This is a genomic window from Pseudalkalibacillus hwajinpoensis, assembly GCF_039851965.1.
In the GTDB taxonomy this organism is placed as follows: Bacteria; Bacillota; Bacilli; order Bacillales; family Guptibacillaceae; genus Guptibacillus; species Guptibacillus hwajinpoensis_E.
Genome location: NZ_CP156674.1, coordinates 2,601,666 through 2,620,509, shown reverse-complemented (window position 1 = coordinate 2,620,509; position 18,844 = coordinate 2,601,666). Strand labels below are relative to the sequence as shown.

The following is an 18,844-nucleotide window of genomic DNA, read 5'->3' as shown; positions in this document are numbered from 1 at the left end:
TAAGAAGGGCTCTTGTTTCTGTTCGACATAGTTCGAGGAGTTCCTGTCACCGCCCGATTAATCTTTATCAAACAGCTCAAATTCTTCTGCAATTTCAGCCATTTTGGATGGCATGACTTCGTCGTTCATCACGTTCTTTGATTTGTTGAAGCGGGAAGGGTTTACCCTGCGTACGTTTGTTGTTTTGCTTGCTTTCGAATTCTGGACTCCCCCGAAACTACTTCCAACATAGTCAGGATACTTCACCTGTTGCTTATCCTGGTCGTTCTCGCTTCGCATTTGTGTTGCATTACCGTTCTTCCTCTTAGTCACAGAGCCCTTGACCTGGTCCCCAAGTCCCATAACCGTTTCCGATCCTTTAAGAACAGCGTTACGTGTTCCCGATCTCGCTCGTCTAGAAAAGGTTAGAAGCAAAACACCAGCTGTTAACCATCCCAATGGACCTCTCAACATATTCATTGCTTTCCTCATATTCCTATAACCTCCAGACCATTCAATTAATTACTTAACTATTGTGTAGCAAAAACAACAGAAATATTCATAAGCGTTTGCTCAAAAAGTGCCTGTCACCACCCGCTTTATGGTGGAATTTGTCGATTACAATCACTCTTGTCTATTCTCCTCAATCTCTTTTAGAGGGGAATTCCCAATTGTACCCGTACGGCTTATCGTGACATCAACCGTTACCTTCACTGGCAAATCCTTATATTGTTGATCCCATTCTTTCTTCACGGTTTTCCAATAATCTGGACTTGAGCGATGAATCGCTTTTCCAAATCCAAAAAGATCGGATTGAAACTCTTCTTGCGTAACTTTTAAGGCATCCTGGATCTTATTCTTTATATTTTCTTCGGTTTTCTTTTCTAGATCTTCTATTGTACTTTTTTTAGACAAATCAAGATGACTACATTCAACGTCAGAAACTTTACCCTCTACTTGGAGGTCGATTGTCCCACGGGGGTGGTTATTTATGGCCTTCGCTTTTAATTCTGCTTTCGTATCAATTAGTTCAATACCTATTTTTCCTTCCTCCCCGCAAGGCACTACAACGACCGTACTCTTCACCCTATCAATCGCATAGTGCACGCCTTTACTTTCTGAATCATTTAACCATCCTACCAATGCATCCTTATTGAATACGGCCGTCCCATGATATTGCAATTGAGTTTGAGGTTCAATATGGGCTACATTCTCTTTACTCTCACCTACAGAAACATCCCCTATCACTTCTACTCCCGTTAACATTGGCTCCATGCCAGCCTCCATTAATTGCCTAGAAAGTTGATCGAGAGTCACCGTCATAGTTGGAGCCCAGGTTTTTTCTGATGTTTCAAGTGAGGCATATAACTTGTTAGCTGGTATAGTTTCTAGCGAGGTTAAGACTTGCAGTACATCACCAGCATATGCTTCTTTTGAAACCACAATATAGAAATCATTTCGAATCTCAGGATCTCTCGACAACAAATCGATTACTTCCCCAATCCCTTCTTTTGCTAGCTCTTCTCCTATTACCAATATACGGAGGTGTGAGCCATAAATCTTCCTAGGTGCAATTGTAGTCAATCTTCTAAACCCTTCAAGTAACGTGTCTGCCGACTCTTGATAGACAGTTACTGGAGTCGTTTTACCCCCTGCCTCTTCAATCTCTCCAGGGTTCACTACTTGAGCTGTTACCAGGTATTCGCCTTCTCGTTTGTCAATACCATATGCAACGGCAATCGCTAACTCATTCAATTCTCTCGCGTCCCAACACCCACTGAGAAGAAGAAGCACGATTGCACCAATACTTAATTTGGAAAGTCTTTGTTTCATAAAGTATTCTCCTAGCTCGTTTGAATAGAACTTCTGGTCCATTACCTTAGGTTCTTCAAAACAGATCCTCCCCATACATTCAGTTCACTTTTAAATACCTGAATAAAATGAATATGACGGTGAAAAGATACAGCGAAGAGAGTAATTGAGGAGTTTTTGCCATGAGATATGTGCGTAAATTAAAAGATATGAAAAAAAAGCATTCAACCACAGACAAGAAATCAAAGGCATCTTCTTCAAGTCAGCCCGAAACACTTATGATAAATCTCGAAGAAAACTTGGAAGTAATCAAGAAAACATTAGGCGAAAGTTCTGATATTGTGATCCGTGACGTTCTAGCAGGTACTGATGGAAACATTCACCTTGCCGTCATCTACACAGAAGGATTAGCAGATAAAACCTTTATCCAGGACTTTATTATTAAACCGTTAATGTTAACGATAAGAGAAACTGAGATCTCCGACAAAGGTTCACAACACATGAGTTCAATGGATATATTAAAAAACTTCGCCCTTTCTAATGGAGATGTAAAAAAGATCGGAGATTTTGATTCCCTTTATCTACACGTTTTATCTGGAGATACAGTTGTGCTTCTTGAAGGGTACACTAAAGGCTTTTCCATTGGGTCAAGGGGATGGGAAGATCGAGGCGTAAATGAACCCTCGTCACAAACAGTCATTCGCGGTCCAAAGGATGGGTTCTCAGAAACCCTCCGCACGAATACAGCATTAGTTCGTCGGAAAATCAAAGACCCCAACCTATGGATTGAAACAAAACCAATCGGAAAAAAGACGCGAACTGATGTGGCACTCGTTTATTTAAAGGGTGTTGCAGATGATAAGATCGTTGAGGAAGTTCGTGAGCGCCTTTTGCGAATTAACATTGATGGCATTCTCGAAAGCGGATATATTGAAGAATTCATCCAGGATGAAACGTACTCGCCTTTTCCTACAGTCTTCAATACCGAAAGGCCCGACACCCTTGCGGCTGGTATTTTGGAAGGGCGAATTGCGATCCTTGTAGACGGTACTCCCTTTGCTCTACTAGTTCCGGCTGTATTTGTACAATTCTTTCAATCAAGTGAAGATTACTATCAACGTTTCGATGTAAGTTTTCTCATTCGAATCCTACGCTATGTTTCGTTTTTCCTAGCTTTAATTACACCGTCCGCCTACATTGCCGTCACAACCTTTCATCAGGAAATGCTTCCTACCCAGCTTTTAATAAGTCTGGCAGCCCAAAGAGAAGGAACCCCATTTCCGGCCTTGATTGAAGCCCTTCTAATGGAGCTGACGTTTGAAGTTTTACGTGAAGCTGGTGTAAGGATGCCGAGAGCAGTGGGTTCTGCTATCTCAATCGTTGGTGCTCTCGTACTCGGACAGGCAGCGGTAGAAGCCGGGATCGTTTCATCCGCTATGATCATTGTGGTCTCCTTAACTGCAATCAGTAGTTTTGTTATGCCTGCGATCAACATGGCCATTTCTGTTCGAATGCTTCGCTTCCCATTAATGTTTCTTGCGGCGACGTTTGGTCTGTTCGGAATGATCTTAGGATTAATAACGATCATCCTCCACCTTTGCAGTCTCCGGTCTTTTGGGGTCCCCTATATGTCACCTATGGCACCATTTAAATCAAGTGATCAGAAAGATGTGATCTTTCGCGCGCCAATCTCACGGATGTTTTCACGGCCAACATTCTTAAAGCCAAACGATAAGATTCGGGAAAAACCCCCCACTCCCAAACCCGAATCAAACTAACGATCGACAGGTTATCTCAAGTAGGGAGGAGAGAAACAGATGTGGCCAATCATCGGCATCAGTGTGGTAACAGCGGTGATAACGTTGTACGAAGTCCCTAAATTAATGAAAAACAATCAAAAAAGAGACTTATGGGTTTTCTCTATCCTTATGTTGATGGCATTCGGGTTAAGTATGGCGGAAACCTTACACCTCCCTATTCCAACGCCTTTCGATTTTATCACCTTTCTGTTTAGACCAATGAGCAGAGCCATTGAAATTCTATTAGGATGACAAATTACGATACGGAGGGTGAATTGATCAGTGGAGAAACTAAAAATATCAGCCTTGCAATTCACCAATATCGTTATTCTATTTACAATCGGAAGTTCCATTCTCATTATCCCTTCTGGTGTCGCGGAAGAAGCAAGACAAGATGGATGGCTTGCCGGAATTGTGGGGTTAGCAGGTGGAATTCTCGTCATTCTATTATTTAATGCGCTCCAAAAACAGCATCCCAATTTGACATTATCGGAAAGCTGTGAAGTCATTTTAGGAAAGTGGGTTGGAAAAGGGGTTTCATTCATCTTTATAAGTTTCTTTTTTATGCTTGCTTCTACAGTGATGTGGGATTTAGTGAATTTCCTAACAACACATATCTTAATTCATACGCCAATTGAAGTGATCAGTATTCTTTTTATAAGCCTGATCATCTATGCTACACGACTTGGACTTGAAACCATTGTTCGATGTGGTGAAATATTCTTACCGTGGGTGATTGGTCTATTCCTGGTATTAATTCTCTTCGCATTACCTGAAGCGAAATTCTCAAACGTACTCCCATTCCTTGAAGAAGGATTAAAGCCTGTCTTTAGAGGGGCAATCCTTTCAATGAGTATCCCTTATTTACAACTTATCGTCTTTTTAATGCTCTATCCTGCTGTACAATCTGTTCCTAAGTCCGGGAAAAGTCTATTGATCGGAACACTATTGGGTGGAATCGTTCTGATCAGCATCACGACTTCCTGTCTTCTTGTCCTTGGGATTGATAGCACGATCATTCAATCACACCCAAGTTATATTCTTGGGAAAAAGATAAGACTTGGAAACTTCATCCAACGAATTGAGGTAATCGTTGCCATTATATGGATGCTAACGATCTTTTTTAAGTTAGTTATTCTATTTTATTCTTCAACACTGGGATTCGCTCAGTTATTAGGCGTCAAAGATTACCGCACCCTTACCTTTCCTTTAGGAATAATATTAACCGTGCTTTCCTTAGTTATTTTTCCAAATAGTACATATGCCAATGAATTTGCAGGAACAGTATGGATTCCTTACAGCTTTACAATTTGTGTGCTTCTTCCATTCCTTTTAGTGATCATAGGGAAAATGAGAAGAAAGAAAGCAGACAACACTTAAGGTAGATTATCGGAAAAGGAGGTGGAATGATGCCTACTGTCAAAATAACACCTAAGCAGCTCTTTGTTATCATGGTTTTATTTGAACTTGGAAGCGCAGTTGTCGTTGGTTTAGGGACGGAGGCAAAACAGGATGCGTGGATTGCAATCCTATTAGGAATGATTGGCGGAATCGGGCTTTTTTACATTTACGGTTTACTATTCAATCGCTATCCTGATCTGCCATTGTCCATTTATGCGCAGAAGATTTTAGGTAAATGGCCAGGTAAAATTATCGCCTGTCTTTATAGTATTTATTTTCTTTATATTGGAGCAAGAGTATTAAGGGATTTCGGAGAATTAATCGTCACCTCTGCATTGAGTGAAACCCCACTGCTAGTCGTCAATATTCTAATAATCGTTATCATTATTTATGGGTGTATTCTAGGAATTGAAGTAATTGGGCGATCAGCAGAAATTTTCTTCATGATTTTCATGGCGTTAGGGCTCATTTTCATCGTGCTGATCTTCGTTTCAAACCAATTTAAAATCGAAAACTTACAACCTGTTCTTGGCGAAGGATGGATGCCCGTCTTGCAAACCGCCTACCCGTCAGTGCTCACATTCCCATTTGGTGAAATGGTGGTATTCACAATGTTTCTTCCGTTCTTAAACAAGCCGAACACTGGTCTGAAAACAGGGATGTACGCCATTCTTTTCAGCGGATTCATTATTACGACTACGGTTATCGTCCAGGTTGGTGTCATTGGCGTGCACCAAGCGGCAAACTCTACTTTCCCCCTCTTAGACACAGTTGGAAAAATCAATATTCAAGACATTATTCAACGCCTCGATCCGATTGCCATTCTCATTTTAATGATCGGAGGGTTTTTCAAAATTATTATCTTCTTATTTGCCTCTACTATCAGTTTATCATCAGCTGTTTCAATTCGAAACTTTCACATACTAGCTATCTTCATTGCCTGTTTAACTCTAGGAACATCGCTACTCATTGAAGACAACTATTTACAGCATATACAAATTGGGTTAGATGTCGTACCTAATTATATTCACCCTCCATTTCAAATTGGTATCCCACTCCTTCTCTTACTGGTTATGCTGGTTAAAAAGCGCCGTGCGCGAAAACGAGGGACTTAAACAAACGTTTGATTAAAGCGTAGAGCTATTGCTATAGGCAAAAAGCCCTCTCACATAAGAGGGCTTTAGCGGGATTATAGGTAATCCTACATATCTAACTACCTTAACGTATCCTCAACTGACTCCGACACCGCGGAATAACCACCGAGAATGGTAAACGTATGTGTTCCTTCATCATCGATTAAGTCGAGCACCGGATCAGGAACGCTATTCTTCTTAACAAGAACAATCGGTTCCTTCCACAGCGCTGCATACACAGAGCCCGTTAACGCATCAGCATAATTTTCACCCGTCGCAATTGTCATATAGTCTGCTTGAATCCCAAGCTTTCTGACAATGTTTACAGATGTTTCATAGCGGTTATCACCTGAAATCCTCATTGGATTATACGCTTTTAGCTGTTTCGTTACATTCTCACTAATCACACTCGTGCCACCAACAACAATCGTATCGTCTACATTGATTAACGCTGCTTTAGATGCCGCTGGCAAGTTGTTCGTCTCACTCAATAGAATCGGCATTCCATTAACTGCTGCATAAGGCGCAATGGACAATGCATCTGGAAAATTAAATCCATAAGCGACAACTGCTGAATCATAAGGCTCTAATTCATTCGCTATTTTCGCAGCTGTTTCAAATCGATTTTCTCCACCAATTCGTTTCACATTCAGCTTCATCGTATCCCTCAAGTATTTCTCTACAGAAGTTGAAATCGCCCCAGGCCCCCCAAGAATGACCACGTTAGTAGCCCCTAAATCACGGATAGCCGTTCTTACCGTTTCATGTAAACTATCTTTCGGATTTAATAGAATCGGAGCATCTAGATCATAAGCAAGCGGAGCGCCAGCTAATGCGTCCGGGAAATTCATGTCTCTCGATAAAACGACTGTATTTGTACCTGCTGGCCAACCATTGTAAGCAATTTGAAGTGCGGTTTCATAACGGTTGTCTCCATAGATTCTATAAACATCGTTCATTTCTTCTAACGTACTATCAAGAATTGAAGAGATTGCGTAAGCTCCATCTGTACCGCCTTCATTTAAATCAAGCGCAACGATATAGTATGTACCAGGAGTAACCGCATATCCGTGAACCTGCTGCCCTTCTTCTTCATAGTAATCAACAAGCTCAGCAACATTGCCATCCTCATCCGCTAAGTAATAACCTAAATTCACGTTGTAATCATATAAACTCGGTACATACAGCACATCTCTCTGCTCAATTTCAAGCTGAAAAATGTCTATATCGTATCTGTAAAACTGTCCGAAAATAATATCTTCCAATTCAATTGGATCAGCCAGCTCGAACGTATTGTTAGGCTCGTATTCTAATAATTCTGCTCGCTTCATGTCAGGATTAGATTTTTGATTCATCTTTTCCTCAAGCTTTTTCATTTCACCATCAAACAACTTCGGAATTTCATTTACGGAAGACGAATTCTTTTTCGCTTCTACCTTAGCTCTGAAATCTTGATAGTTTTCTACACTATTGTTTTCTTCTGCCTTTACTGGATGCACCTCACTAAAACCATTTAAAACCATCAATAGAAGAACCAGTAGAGCAACTCCCCATTTTTTCAAAAATACCCCTCCATAATAATATTTGTCATTTATAGAAAAAATTCCTATAACTCAAGTATAGATCTCTTTTTTACTAATACTGTCGAACTATGTCCAAAGTCCCAAATTAATTAAACACCCAACATGAAAAAGACTTTCTCGTATGTGAGAAAGTCTTTTTCATAGCTATATAAGTCTTACAAACGAAACTCCTTACCACTTATGAGCTTTCATCCTCGCAAAATGCCTCTCCAAAAGCTTATTCACTTCATTAGGCTTCTCGAGCGCCACTGAGTGACCTGCTCTACCAAGCACTTCACATCTTCCATTCTCCACTGCCTTCGCAATGTTCTCAGAAAGTTGAATCGTATACGCATGATCCTGTTCACCCGCAACAGCAAGAACCGGCATCTTCACTCCGCTCAGCTCCTCCAGGATACTCGTGCGATGAATCACCTGATGAGCCGCATCACCAATATCAGTTTCTAACTTTTTCATATAAGTGCGCCAGTAATTCCGTTCCTTCTCGAATTCAACTGCCTCAAGCGAAGCATCACCAAACATAATGTACATGAGTGTATCAACAACACCCTCAGCACCATGGTTTTGAAGCTGTGAAACGAGTGGCTGGAACTCCGCTTGCTTATACTCTGCTTCCCCTGAACTACCAAGCACGACACACGAACTGAGAAGATCAGATCGTCTTGCCGCAAGTCGAAGCGCAATAAAGCCGCCCATTGAATTCCCGATAAAATGACATTTCGAAATTCCTAGCGCTTCAATCAGCGCAGCGGCATCATCTGTAAGCGTATCCATACTAAGGTTTTCTAAATAAGACTTCCCACTTCTCCCCTGCCCTCGATGATCGTAGCAAATAACTCGATAATCTTTCGAAAAATGCTCCACCTGATGATGGAACATATACGAAGAGAAAAACAATGAATGACTGAATACCAGCACTGGTGCATCCTTCGGACCATAATCTTCATAATAGAGCGGCGTTTCGTTTACATCGATAAACGGCATTGGTAAACCTCTCCTTTGGCATGAGTTTGTTATGGGGTTGCTAGTGTAAACTTCTATATAAATAGCCGATACCCTTCTCGCTTAAAAAGTTTAAGCGACAGACATTAAAGGATATGACAGAACCAGCTTCCCTCTCTCCCCTGACCCAACCTCAAACTTCGACATAAACTAACATAATCAGGGTGGTGACAGGCACCGCATCGCGCCCCACCGCCCGCTACACCACCGCCCGCCCAGCACACACACGAACAACTCTTCTGGTTTCATTTGATTCAAGCGCAGCCAGGATCACCTGCAATGATTTCATTCCTTCTTCACCACTAACCGCTGGTACCGTATCATTCACAATACAATCCACGAACTTCTCAATCACATGCGTATTGAGCTGTCCGCCTTCTTCATTTGACTGGATCTTCTGAAGCTGATGCTTGACCACGTTGCCGTTCTTATACTCGACAACAAGCGAATAATCCGGGTCGCCTTCAAGACGTAACACCGCATTTTCACCATAGATTACCGTTGAATTGTCGCCTCCAATCACATATGACCAGCTTGCTGTCAGTGTACCGATCACACCTGTTTCCGTCTTAAGAATACAAACCGCATTATCATCCACATCGGTATTCTCCTTTGCCTTCGTTCCAACGAATGCACCAACTTCAACAATTTCTCCAAGCAAGTACCGCATTAAATCAGATTTATGTACCCCAAGGTCTCCCATGGCACCGATAAATGCTTGCTCCTTATCGAAGAACCAGCTAGTCGCTCCATCAATACTCCAACGCTCGGGTCCTGGATGGCCAAACGTCGTTCGAAAACTATAGATGTTCCCAACTTCTCCGCTCTCGATCAGCTCTTTCGCTTTCACATGGGAATCTACAAACCGCTGGTTATGGGCAATCATCAGCTTTTTGCTGTTTACCTCCGCCGCTTGAATCATCGCTTCCGCTTCTTCACGCGAAGTTGCCATCGGCTTCTCACACAGAACGTGCTTCCCGGCATTCAATGCCGCAATCGAAACAGGTGCATGGAGGGAATTTGGTAAACAAACGCTTACCGCATCAATTTCCTTATCTTCTACCAAAATACGATAATCCGTATAAGCCACCCCACCGTATTCACTCGCCATTTCCTCAGCCCGTTCCTTCACAACATCACATACCGCCACAATCTCCACATAGTCCTGAGACCGATACTCTGGTAAATGACGACGCCTCGCAATACTTCCACAACCAATAACCGCTACTTTCATTTTCTCCATCTCCAATCCCTCCATCATTTTAAAATTTCCCTCAGCGCCTCAGGCTGGCAGCACGTGCTCGTCAGCTGGTAATGCTCACCTTTTATTGAAGATTCATGAATGCCATGCATGATTTCTAACACATGGTAAGCGAGGTCTCCACTTGCTCGATGCGGTCTCCCAGAATGAATCGCATCGACCATATCAATCACACCAATCCCCCGGCTATTTTCAGTGGATCCATGGGTAAAAGGAACTTCCTTCCACTCCACTTCACCCGGTTTCCTTAAGAGAACTGGGCCCCCGAACGTATTTGGATCCGGTACACTTAACGAGCCTTCCGTTCCATAGATTTCTAGAAACGGCGTTTGCGTGCCCCACACGTCAAAGCTCGTAATCATCGTACCAATCGCACCATTTTCAAAATCCAGAACTCCCGCTACATGCGTAGGGGTTTCCACTTTAATCTTCTGCCCGTACTTTGGCTCACTTGTAATCGTCCGTTCAGGTGACGTTATTCGCGCAGATCCCGTTAGACGGCGAACTGGCCCAATTAAATTGATAAGCGCCGTTAAATAATAAGGCCCCATATCAAACATCGGCCCGGCACCAGCACGATAGAAAAATTCCGGATCAGGATGCCAGCTTTCCGGACCATGTCCCATCATGAATGCAGTTGCCGCAATAGGTTCACCGATCGCACGATCCTCGATGAGCTTCTTACACGTCTGAAGCCCTCCACCGAGAAATGTATCCGGCGCAGATCCTACTAGAAGTTCTCTTTCCTTTGCTTTTTCTAACACCTTTTTGCCATCTTCTAACGAAATCGCCAGTGGCTTCTCCACATAAACGTGCTTTCCAGCTTCCAACGCACGTAGGCTAACATCCGCATGTGCCGCTGGTATTGTTAAATTAAGAACGAGATCAATCGCTTCATTCACCAGCAGCTCTTCCACACTGAGTACATGAGGAATCGCATATTTCTTCGCTTTCTCGATCGCTTTTTCATGGTTAAGATCAGCTAGCGCAACGACCTCGAGACTATCCAGTTCTCGAAGATTCGTTAAATAGATGTCGCTAATGTTGCCGCAGCCAATCACACCAATTCTAATTTTGGCCATCTTCTCTCACTCCTTTTCCAAATCCCTATCCTTTTACAGCACCGCCTGTCAGCCCTTTTACAACCTTTTCTTGTGAGAACAGATACACAACGAGCATTGGTAGACTTGCAAGTGTTAATGCCGCCATTAAACCAGGCACATTGACGGAGAACTCTCCATAGAAATCCTGCAGCCCAAGTGGCAATGTCATGTTTTCTGGACTGGATACAAGCACAAGTGCAAAGATAAATTCATTCCAGAGATGAATAAAGTTATAAATGAAAACGGTCATGAGTGCTGGTGTTAGCATCGGAAGGATAATGCGCCAGAAAATACCAAAGTGAGAACATCCATCGATCTTCGCCGCTTCTTCCAATGACTTCGGAATTTCCTGCATGAATTGCGTTAAGATAAAAATCGAAATCGGTAGACTGAATGCGATATACGGTCCAAGTAGAGCTAGCAATGAATCGTAGAGTCCCATATCTTGTGACAGTTTAAAGATTGGGATTAATGTCGCATGAATCGGAAGCATCATTCCTGAAATAAATAGGAGAAAAAGCGCTCGGTTAAAGCGGAAGTTCATTCTGCTTAACGGATAGCTTGCTAGAGCTGCAATGAGCATAACGGCTACAACCGCTGCTACTGAAACAAGAATACTATTTAAGAAGTAGCGGGTTAATCCCATCTGAAAGACATCTGCATAGTTTCCAAGTTCAATTGACGTGAAAATCGCGAATGGCTTTTCAAAGAACGTGCTCTGATCTTTTAAGGAAGTTGAAATCATGTAAACAAATGGATAGCCAGTGAAAACGAGAAGCAGAAGTCCTACTAGATATAAAGGCATCTTTCTTAGTGTTTGAACCATTAGAAAGCTCCTTTCTTCTTGCGGTTATAATCAACGATCTGGATCAGTACCGTGACAACGAGCGCAATGAGAAACATAATAAACGCGATGGCACTTGCGTAGCCCATATTGAAATTAATAAACGCCTGCTTAAACATGTACGTCCCCATCAATTCAGTCGCGTGGTTCGGTCCACCGCCTGTCATAATGTAGAAAATATCAAAGGCTTTTAATGAACCAACAATCGCTAGAATCGATGAGCTTACAATCGTCGGCATTAGGAGTGGCAATGTAATATGAAAGAATTTCTGCCAGGAATTCGCGCCATCGATTTGCGCAGATTCATAGAGTTCCTCAGCAATTCCTACCATCGCTGCCTTAAAGAGAATCATATAGAAAGGCGAGAACTGCCACACGACAACTAATAAAATCGCAATCATAGCCGTATTTTCATCACTTAGCCAAGCTACATTTTCAAAGCCAAGGACGTTAACGAGTTGATTAATGATCCCGTTAATCGGATCAAACATGTACACCCACAATAACCCGATCGCAACCGTTGACATTAAGAATGGTAGAAAATAGACGCTGCTAAACAATCGAATGCCTCTAATTGGGGCAAACAGCATGAGCGCCATAATCATACCAAGAGGAATTTGAACGAATACCGATGTGATGACCACCCACGCATTGTTCGTAAGCGAGGTCCAAAAAATCGCGTCGTTGAACAATTGGATATAATTATCGAGCCCAATGAACGTTTTATCACTTGTTCCATCCCAGCTGTAAAAGCTATAGCTCAAGGTAGATAGAATCGGGTAGACCACATAAACAAGATAAACAATAAGTGCCGGTGCCGTGAATAACCCAATCGTTACTGCTTTCCTGACGTTTCTCTTCTTTGTGCCATGCATTACCCTGGCCGTCTCGCTCCTTCTCGTCACCTCAGCCGTTTCCATGTGCAACGCTCTCCCTTCTATTGATCAGAAAGAGGAAATAACTCCTCTTTCTTTTATCCCAGCCTTAAGGGGCAGTAAAACCCCCACCTCAAAATGTAAATCAATCGAGACGTTTAGGTGGGGGTCAACTGCCCCTAAAGGTCCGATTGGTTCAACTAACCATCAGAGGGGGATGAAGCAAAACTCCCTCTGATGGAAGTTTCACTTTATTCAAGAAGCTCTTCCGCCTTTGCTTCCATTTTCTTCGCCGCTTCTTCTGGTGTCATCGATAAGCCAAATAGTGCCTGCGTTGTGTCTTTGTGCAGCTCAGCAAGCTCAGGAGGAAGTGTCTGGTCATAAGGCATTTGAATATGGGAGGCATTTTGGGCAACTTCATAGAACCCTTTCACAAACTCATCTTCAGGCACAACATCCTTCACCGCTGCCAATGTTCCTGTGCGATCCGTGAACTTTTGTGCTGTCTCTTTACTCGTTAACGCTTTAATAAATTCAGCTGCTAATTCAGGATTCTCTGACTCTGCTGCCACTGACCACACCGGTCCAGTCGCACCGCCAACCTGCGTTTGATTTCCTTCACCACCAGGAATCGTTGGGAATGGGAAGAAACCTAGCTTCTCCTCGAATTGAGGAGCTTCTTCTCTTACGTTATTTAAGAAGGAAATCGTCATATCCATCATCGCAGCTTGTCCAGAATACATTAATTGGCGGCCACGTCCCTCGTCATAAGGAATCCCGTTAAATCCTGGGTTAAAGGCATCCATCTTAACTAACTCCTGAATGTATTCACCCGCTTCAACGTATGCTGGATCATCAAAGCCACGACCGTCTCGATTAAATGCACTTTCGAACAATTCAGGACCGCCAATACGACTCGCAAAGTTCATCAAGTAATAAGCTCCAGGCCATTTCGTTTTATTCGTTAAGGCAAGAGGAATCACATCATTCTCTTTCAACGTCTTAATCACTTCAGTAAATTCCTCATACGTTTTTGGTTCCTCAAGATTGTATTTCTCGAAAATTTCTTTATTATAAAAAATGACATCAAGCGATAAACCAAGTGGCACGCCATAAACTTTGTCATCAAATGTACCGTTATTTAACGCCATCTCCAAGTAATGATCCTGATCAATGTTTTCTGTAATATCCTGAACATTTCCCTGATCAACGAAATGCTTCAACCAGCCGCCACCCCAGCTCTGGAACACATCCGGCGGATTACCACCTGACATGGATACCGCTAGCTTCTGCTTGTAGGCATCATTTGGTGTTTGCAGCAATTTGACCTTCACACCTTCGTGTTCTTCTTCAAACTGTTTCGCTACCTCCTGGAAAAGGGCTTCACGCTCACCCGTTTCAATGTGCCAGACTTCAATCACCTTCTCATCGCCGTTTCCAGAACTAGAAGCACCCTGATTCCCACCACAAGCAGCCAACAAAAGCAGCGCAATTACCGATAATAAAGCCGTTACTTTTTTCATTATTTACCTCCCATAATGTAATAATGATGACCAGAACTAATTAGGAATGCTTGCTAAGGAAATAGTTCATGCTGATTTCGATACTCTCAAAAGGAGAGCGCTTACATTTATCCTGTTCAATAATCCACCAGTCCACGTTCGACTGATCTCCCTGACGTAACACCGCGTTAATATCAACTCCGCCAGTTCCAAGTTCAGAGAAGAATTGCTCGCCATCTGTGGTCATGTCCTTCAAATGAACAAGTGGTGTACGATCCTGATACCGTTTCATCCAACGAACCGGATCCTCTCCCGCTCGCGTTAACCAGTAAATATCAAACTCTGCCTTCACCCATTCTGGATTCGTTTCATCTAGGATCGTTTCAAGCGCAGTTTTACCACTTGATAAGCGATCTAACTCAAAATCATGGTTGTGATAGCATAGTGTGATGCCTTCTTTGTGGCATTCCTGACCAATGTGATTCAAGCTACGAATGAGCGATGAGTACCCTTCCTCGTTTCGTTTCTCAGGTGCAAGAAACGGGCAAACAAGCTTATTGCTTCCGATCTCGTGCTGGTATGCAATCACATGACTCAAGTTACTCTCAAGAACATCAAGCGGAGTATGACTGGACGCTGCTTTTAAACCAAAATCATCAATTACCTTTTTCAGTTCCTTCGAAGACATGTCATAATAACCCGCAAACTCAACGCCGTCATAGCCGATTTTCGCCACTTTTTCTAATGTGCCAACAAAATCCTTCTCGCTTTCATTTCGTAACGTGTACATCTGTACTGCAACAGGTATATTCGCCATTTCTTTTCTCCCCTTTGTTAAATTGGTATGACACCTTAAAGCGACAGCTAGCCATTCACCTCCTGGAAAGAGTTAACTACCATAATGTAATGGATTACATTTTAGAGAAAAAATAACCGATAAAACTCACTAAAATCCCCATTTCACCTTCACTAAAAAAGTAAACGATTACATTTTACCTGAACAGAATAGTCAATAAGACTAGACCTGTTTGTTATACCCACACGATTCTCTTATCACAAGCTTTGTATCAAGCACATGCTGTTTCTTTGTTAAAGGTTCCCCTTTAATTTGTTTCAACAAGAGTTCCATCGATCGTTTTCCCATTTCAACTAAAGGCTGAGCGATCGTTGTTAAAGCTGGTTCAAAAATAGCTGAGAACTGAATGTTATCAAAACCGACCACGGCAACATCTTCAGGTACGCGCAGCCCATGGGCTTTGATCGCCTTGATGGCCCCCATAGCCATGCTGTCATTTGCTGCAAAGATAGCTGTTGGGGTCTTATCCAATGCAAGAAACTTATTCATCTGATTATACCCTGACTCATAGGTATGATCGCCTTCCTGGATCAAAACACTCTCTACATCGATGTCGTGCCCAAGAAGAGCCTGTCTGTAACCCTTTAACCGATCCCTGCTTAACGGAATATCGAGAGGACCTGTAATCATCCCCACTCTTTGATGACCAATTTGAAGTAAATGCTCCACTGCATCACGTGCACTGCTAATATTATCGATGGCCACAGTTGGTGCGGTTAGTCCTTCAATATAATCGGAGGCTAGAACGACAGGATAGTCATCAGCAAGATCTGAAATGATTTGGTAATCCAGTCTTGTCGTTAATAAAATCATGCCATCCACTTGCTTCTGCTTCAGCTCTTCAATATAGCTGTATGCTTTTTCAGGTTCTTGATAAGTATTCCCCAAAAGAACCTTATATCCTGCTTGATTCGCGACGAGATCAATCCCTGCTATCATTTGCGGAAAGACGTTATTCATAATAGAAGGAACCATGACAAGAATCGTCTTCGTCTCCGTTCTTCTAAAATACCTTGCTAAAACATTCGGCTGATAATTCAACTCTTCAATCGCCTGGAGAACTTTTACTCGTGTCTTCTCCTTTACAGTCTCTGGGTTTTGAAGCACCCTCGAAACCGTAGCCGTCGATACATTTGCTAGCTTTGCCACGTCAGTCATGTTCGCCATGTCAATTTTCTCCCTAGTGTTTAAAATAACTTGTCTTATTCTAAACTATAAATGCCATGAGGAGAGATTACAACCATAAAATGTAATGGATTACATTTCGAGATGCTATATAACTTCAAATGGTGTCGTTGAAGCTCATTATAAAGAAAGTTTTGGTGAATTTCAATGTTTTTTGAAAGTTTGTTCTATTTAGTTTATTTAAGCCTTTCTAATCTTTTCTGTTAAGAGCATTAGCCTGTCTAGCAGTTGTTATTATTCATGCTATAAGTTCAGTTTTTGCTAACTACGAAATACGGAAAGTGCCTGAGTATATGGATATTAACAATGTACTTTTGTTATACAGATACTTCTGATAGTTTGGTACTCCAATGAAACTATTTGTTTGAAGACGAACTAGCTCTATCTGTTGTACATCACCAACTGCAATTGCTCTCTTTATTCGATAGAGTGGTCATGACGAGACAATGAGGGAGGATTTGACCGGATTCATCTACTAGCATGAGATCAATTAAATCTTTTATCATCAGAAACTTGCCTGAATGAAAAGAGTGCATAGTTGTTGTAACAACAGGAAAGTAAAAAAACAACGTTTCCCATAACTCCCATATTCCCTGCTTATTTGCTTCATGATAGGTATGATTTGAAATGTTATCATTTTGAACCAATAACAATCCTGAAAGACTTTTTCTAGATTATAAACAATGTTTCAAAAATCAGAGGAGTTTAAGGAAAAGTATAAAAGAGAGCGACCATCGAAGGGAAAAATGTGGAGATCAAACGATATCACGGCCTATCTCGAACCAATGGGTATGGCCTATTAAGTACTTCCATTCAATCAACATCAAGAGGATCGCAGCGATTGCGACCTCTCTTCTCGTGTTTATTTAGGAGTTAACTTGTAAACCCAATATAAAAACTTTCGTTTTTCACTGGTCTCGGACGGTTCTAGTGATTCATCATTAATCTCAGCTTTTAATCATTCCCCTTTTGAATGATCTCTTCTCAGTTTTATTCAACACTAAAAAGAACTAAGATACCCCTTGATTCTATTAAAGAAATTCTAAATCCTACTAAATAACTACATTAGCTTATTATTCTTTTAAGAACGGTAACTATTTAATCATTAATTTATACCAATGTGGATTTATTTGGGGTGCTTTAAAATAGAACTATCTCTTAATAGTTATATTTTCCCAACTCGAATTAAATTACTTTTATTTACTCATTTTGACATATATTAGAAGTTGTTATACGTTGTTTTCAGGAAGCAAGATAGCCAAAAAATAGAAAGAAATGGGGAATTATGTTTTGAAAAAACTTTTCACAAGGATGGTGCTTTTAACATTATCAATAATTCTAATTGTAGGTTCTTTTTCATTAAACGCAAGTGCACAATCAGAAGAAGCAAATAACTTCACAGAAGAAGATGTAAAAGATTTAGCTAAAAAACTAGAATTTGTATTTGAAGAAGCAACTACCAAAGATGCAGAAGGGAATATAATAAGTATAGATATCGAAAAAGTTGAAGCGAAGTACGGAACTAGCCCCGAGCTGGAAAATTTAAAGGAAGTCACAGAGGCTCAACAAGCGAATAGCAATGCAAATACAAATGATGATGATAAAATTACTACAGGTGAGTCAATCGATATTGGTCTTCCAATGGTTCCTAGTAATGATTATAAAGATTTCAATAATCCTATCAGTAAGAAACAGCAGCAGTAGACCGTTGTATTGAAGATAAAATTGCAAATGAATGGAAAGCTACTTTTTCAATCGCTGGGTGGACAACATTTTTCACTTGGATCTACGACGGAGAATATGATAAAGCCGCTAAAAAGCTACTAAGAGTTGGTGTGAAAGGTAATTTAGCTGGAATTGCAGCTACAATAATGTATTTCTATACATCATGTTTGTGGTCGGAGGAGGGTTGGTAAAATAGAAAAAACTTCGATCACCTCTCATGGTTGATCGAAGTTTTTCTTTTTTTTCTTATAATCTTTACTATCAAAAGCCCAAGTAATAAATGCAAAAAAGACACCAAGTAATACAGCTTGAAAAGCATTATCTAATAGATTCAATCCTTTATTAGAAAAGTAATCCAGTAAGATTAACAAAATAAACGCACCTAAAGATATGAGTGTACTACCTTTTAATAATTTCATTATTGCTCCCTTCTTAACTCTAGTAATTTATTAACAATTGTAACAATAACTAATTAGAAATAAATGGTTATTGATGAATATTACATAAACTACATCGGATTAACTAAATATATAATTATTATAATCATACTAATTTCCTAGGTGAAATCAGCGAGTCACAAGTTCTTCTATCCACTTTTATCCGCTTCGTATTGCTGATCGATTTCTTTCGCTCTTTCCAAACTAACGTCTTCTAAAGATTTCGTCACACTTGCCAATTCAGCCGCCTTGCTTTGCATCGATTGACAGCTATCTTGATAATTCGGGTTTTATAGCTGCCTTCACCTCAAATTCTCCCTCATTATTTAATTGGACCACTTTATCGT

At 41.2% G+C, this 18,844-nt stretch carries 17 protein-coding genes and 1 pseudogene; 6 read left to right on the top strand and 12 right to left on the bottom strand.

The window, feature by feature from the left end; genetic code table 11:
• Nucleotides 1–57 precede the first annotated feature (57 nt).
• Nucleotides 58–471, bottom strand: coding sequence for a hypothetical protein (locus ABFG93_RS13675; RefSeq protein ID WP_347548577.1), 414 nt, complete (start codon nucleotides 469–471; stop codon nucleotides 58–60).
• A 132-nt stretch (nucleotides 472–603) separates the two neighbouring features.
• Nucleotides 604–1,812 carry a Ger(x)C family spore germination protein gene (locus ABFG93_RS13670; protein ID WP_347548576.1) on the bottom strand — a complete coding sequence of 403 codons (1,209 nt, stop codon included), beginning with the start codon at nucleotides 1,810–1,812 and terminating at the stop codon, nucleotides 604–606.
• A 161-nt stretch (nucleotides 1,813–1,973) separates the two neighbouring features.
• On the opposite strand from ABFG93_RS13670, the gene ABFG93_RS13665 reads away from it, so the two are divergent.
• From ABFG93_RS13665 to ABFG93_RS13650, 4 genes are read left to right on the top strand one after another with little or no spacing between them, the layout of a single operon-like run.
• A complete protein-coding gene (locus tag ABFG93_RS13665; protein WP_347548575.1) occupies nucleotides 1,974–3,569 on the top strand; it encodes a spore germination protein in 1,596 nt (531 codons plus the stop codon).
• 39 nt (nucleotides 3,570–3,608) lie between these two features.
• Nucleotides 3,609–3,842, top strand: a complete 234-nt coding sequence (locus tag ABFG93_RS13660; protein WP_347548574.1) for a hypothetical protein — start codon at nucleotides 3,609–3,611, stop codon at nucleotides 3,840–3,842.
• 30 nt (nucleotides 3,843–3,872) lie between these two features.
• Entirely contained in the window at nucleotides 3,873–4,970 is a 1,098-nt protein-coding gene (locus ABFG93_RS13655; protein ID WP_347548573.1) for a GerAB/ArcD/ProY family transporter, read from the top strand.
• Between the two features lie 26 nt (nucleotides 4,971–4,996).
• On the top strand, nucleotides 4,997–6,106 hold the full coding sequence (locus ABFG93_RS13650; RefSeq protein WP_347548572.1) for a GerAB/ArcD/ProY family transporter: 1,110 nt from the start codon (nucleotides 4,997–4,999) through the stop codon (nucleotides 6,104–6,106).
• 98 nt (nucleotides 6,107–6,204) lie between these two features.
• On the opposite strand, the gene ABFG93_RS13645 is transcribed toward ABFG93_RS13650, so the two are convergent.
• From ABFG93_RS13645 to ABFG93_RS13605, 9 genes are all read right to left on the bottom strand, one after another.
• Nucleotides 6,205–7,686 carry a cell wall-binding repeat-containing protein gene (locus ABFG93_RS13645; protein WP_347548570.1) on the bottom strand — a complete coding sequence of 494 codons (1,482 nt, stop codon included), beginning with the start codon at nucleotides 7,684–7,686 and terminating at the stop codon, nucleotides 6,205–6,207.
• Between the two features lie 192 nt (nucleotides 7,687–7,878).
• Entirely contained in the window at nucleotides 7,879–8,691 is an 813-nt protein-coding gene (locus ABFG93_RS13640; protein ID WP_347548568.1) for an alpha/beta fold hydrolase, read from the bottom strand.
• Nucleotides 8,692–8,908: 217 nt separating this feature from the next.
• Nucleotides 8,909–9,952 carry a Gfo/Idh/MocA family protein gene (locus tag ABFG93_RS13635; RefSeq protein ID WP_347548567.1) on the bottom strand — a complete coding sequence of 348 codons (1,044 nt, stop codon included), beginning with the start codon at nucleotides 9,950–9,952 and terminating at the stop codon, nucleotides 8,909–8,911.
• Nucleotides 9,953–9,966: 14 nt separating this feature from the next.
• Nucleotides 9,967–11,052: a Gfo/Idh/MocA family protein gene (locus ABFG93_RS13630; protein WP_347548566.1), complete on the bottom strand. Its 1,086-nt coding sequence runs from the start codon at nucleotides 11,050–11,052 to the stop codon at nucleotides 9,967–9,969.
• A gap of 25 nt (nucleotides 11,053–11,077) precedes the next feature.
• Nucleotides 11,078–11,899, bottom strand: coding sequence for a carbohydrate ABC transporter permease (locus tag ABFG93_RS13625; RefSeq protein ID WP_347548565.1), 822 nt, complete (start codon nucleotides 11,897–11,899; stop codon nucleotides 11,078–11,080).
• Nucleotides 11,899–12,837, bottom strand: coding sequence for a carbohydrate ABC transporter permease (locus ABFG93_RS13620; RefSeq protein WP_347548564.1), 939 nt, complete (start codon nucleotides 12,835–12,837; stop codon nucleotides 11,899–11,901). Before ABFG93_RS13620 ends, ABFG93_RS13625 begins: the two co-directional genes overlap by 1 nt.
• A gap of 206 nt (nucleotides 12,838–13,043) precedes the next feature.
• Complete coding sequence (locus ABFG93_RS13615; RefSeq protein WP_347548563.1) at nucleotides 13,044–14,315, bottom strand: extracellular solute-binding protein; 1,272 nt, start codon at nucleotides 14,313–14,315, stop codon at nucleotides 13,044–13,046.
• 40 nt (nucleotides 14,316–14,355) lie between these two features.
• A complete protein-coding gene (locus ABFG93_RS13610; RefSeq protein ID WP_347548562.1) occupies nucleotides 14,356–15,111 on the bottom strand; it encodes a sugar phosphate isomerase/epimerase family protein in 756 nt (251 codons plus the stop codon).
• Nucleotides 15,112–15,312: 201 nt separating this feature from the next.
• Nucleotides 15,313–16,317 (bottom strand): LacI family DNA-binding transcriptional regulator, encoded by a 1,005-nt coding sequence (locus ABFG93_RS13605; protein WP_347548561.1) that lies wholly within the window; start codon nucleotides 16,315–16,317, stop codon nucleotides 15,313–15,315.
• Between the two features lie 698 nt (nucleotides 16,318–17,015).
• Here ABFG93_RS13605 and ABFG93_RS23120 point away from each other — a divergent pair.
• Both ABFG93_RS23120 and ABFG93_RS13600 read left to right on the top strand, forming a co-directional pair.
• Nucleotides 17,016–17,193, top strand: a pseudogene (locus ABFG93_RS23120) (IS5/IS1182 family transposase); the annotation flags it as partial.
• A 432-nt stretch (nucleotides 17,194–17,625) separates the two neighbouring features.
• A complete protein-coding gene (locus tag ABFG93_RS13600; protein WP_347548560.1) occupies nucleotides 17,626–18,039 on the top strand; it encodes a hypothetical protein in 414 nt (137 codons plus the stop codon).
• A gap of 236 nt (nucleotides 18,040–18,275) precedes the next feature.
• Here the strand turns inward: ABFG93_RS13600 and ABFG93_RS13595 are convergent, their stop codons facing one another.
• A complete protein-coding gene (locus tag ABFG93_RS13595) occupies nucleotides 18,276–18,479 on the bottom strand; it encodes a hypothetical protein (RefSeq protein WP_347548559.1) in 204 nt (67 codons plus the stop codon).
• Nucleotides 18,480–18,844 lie beyond the last annotated feature (365 nt).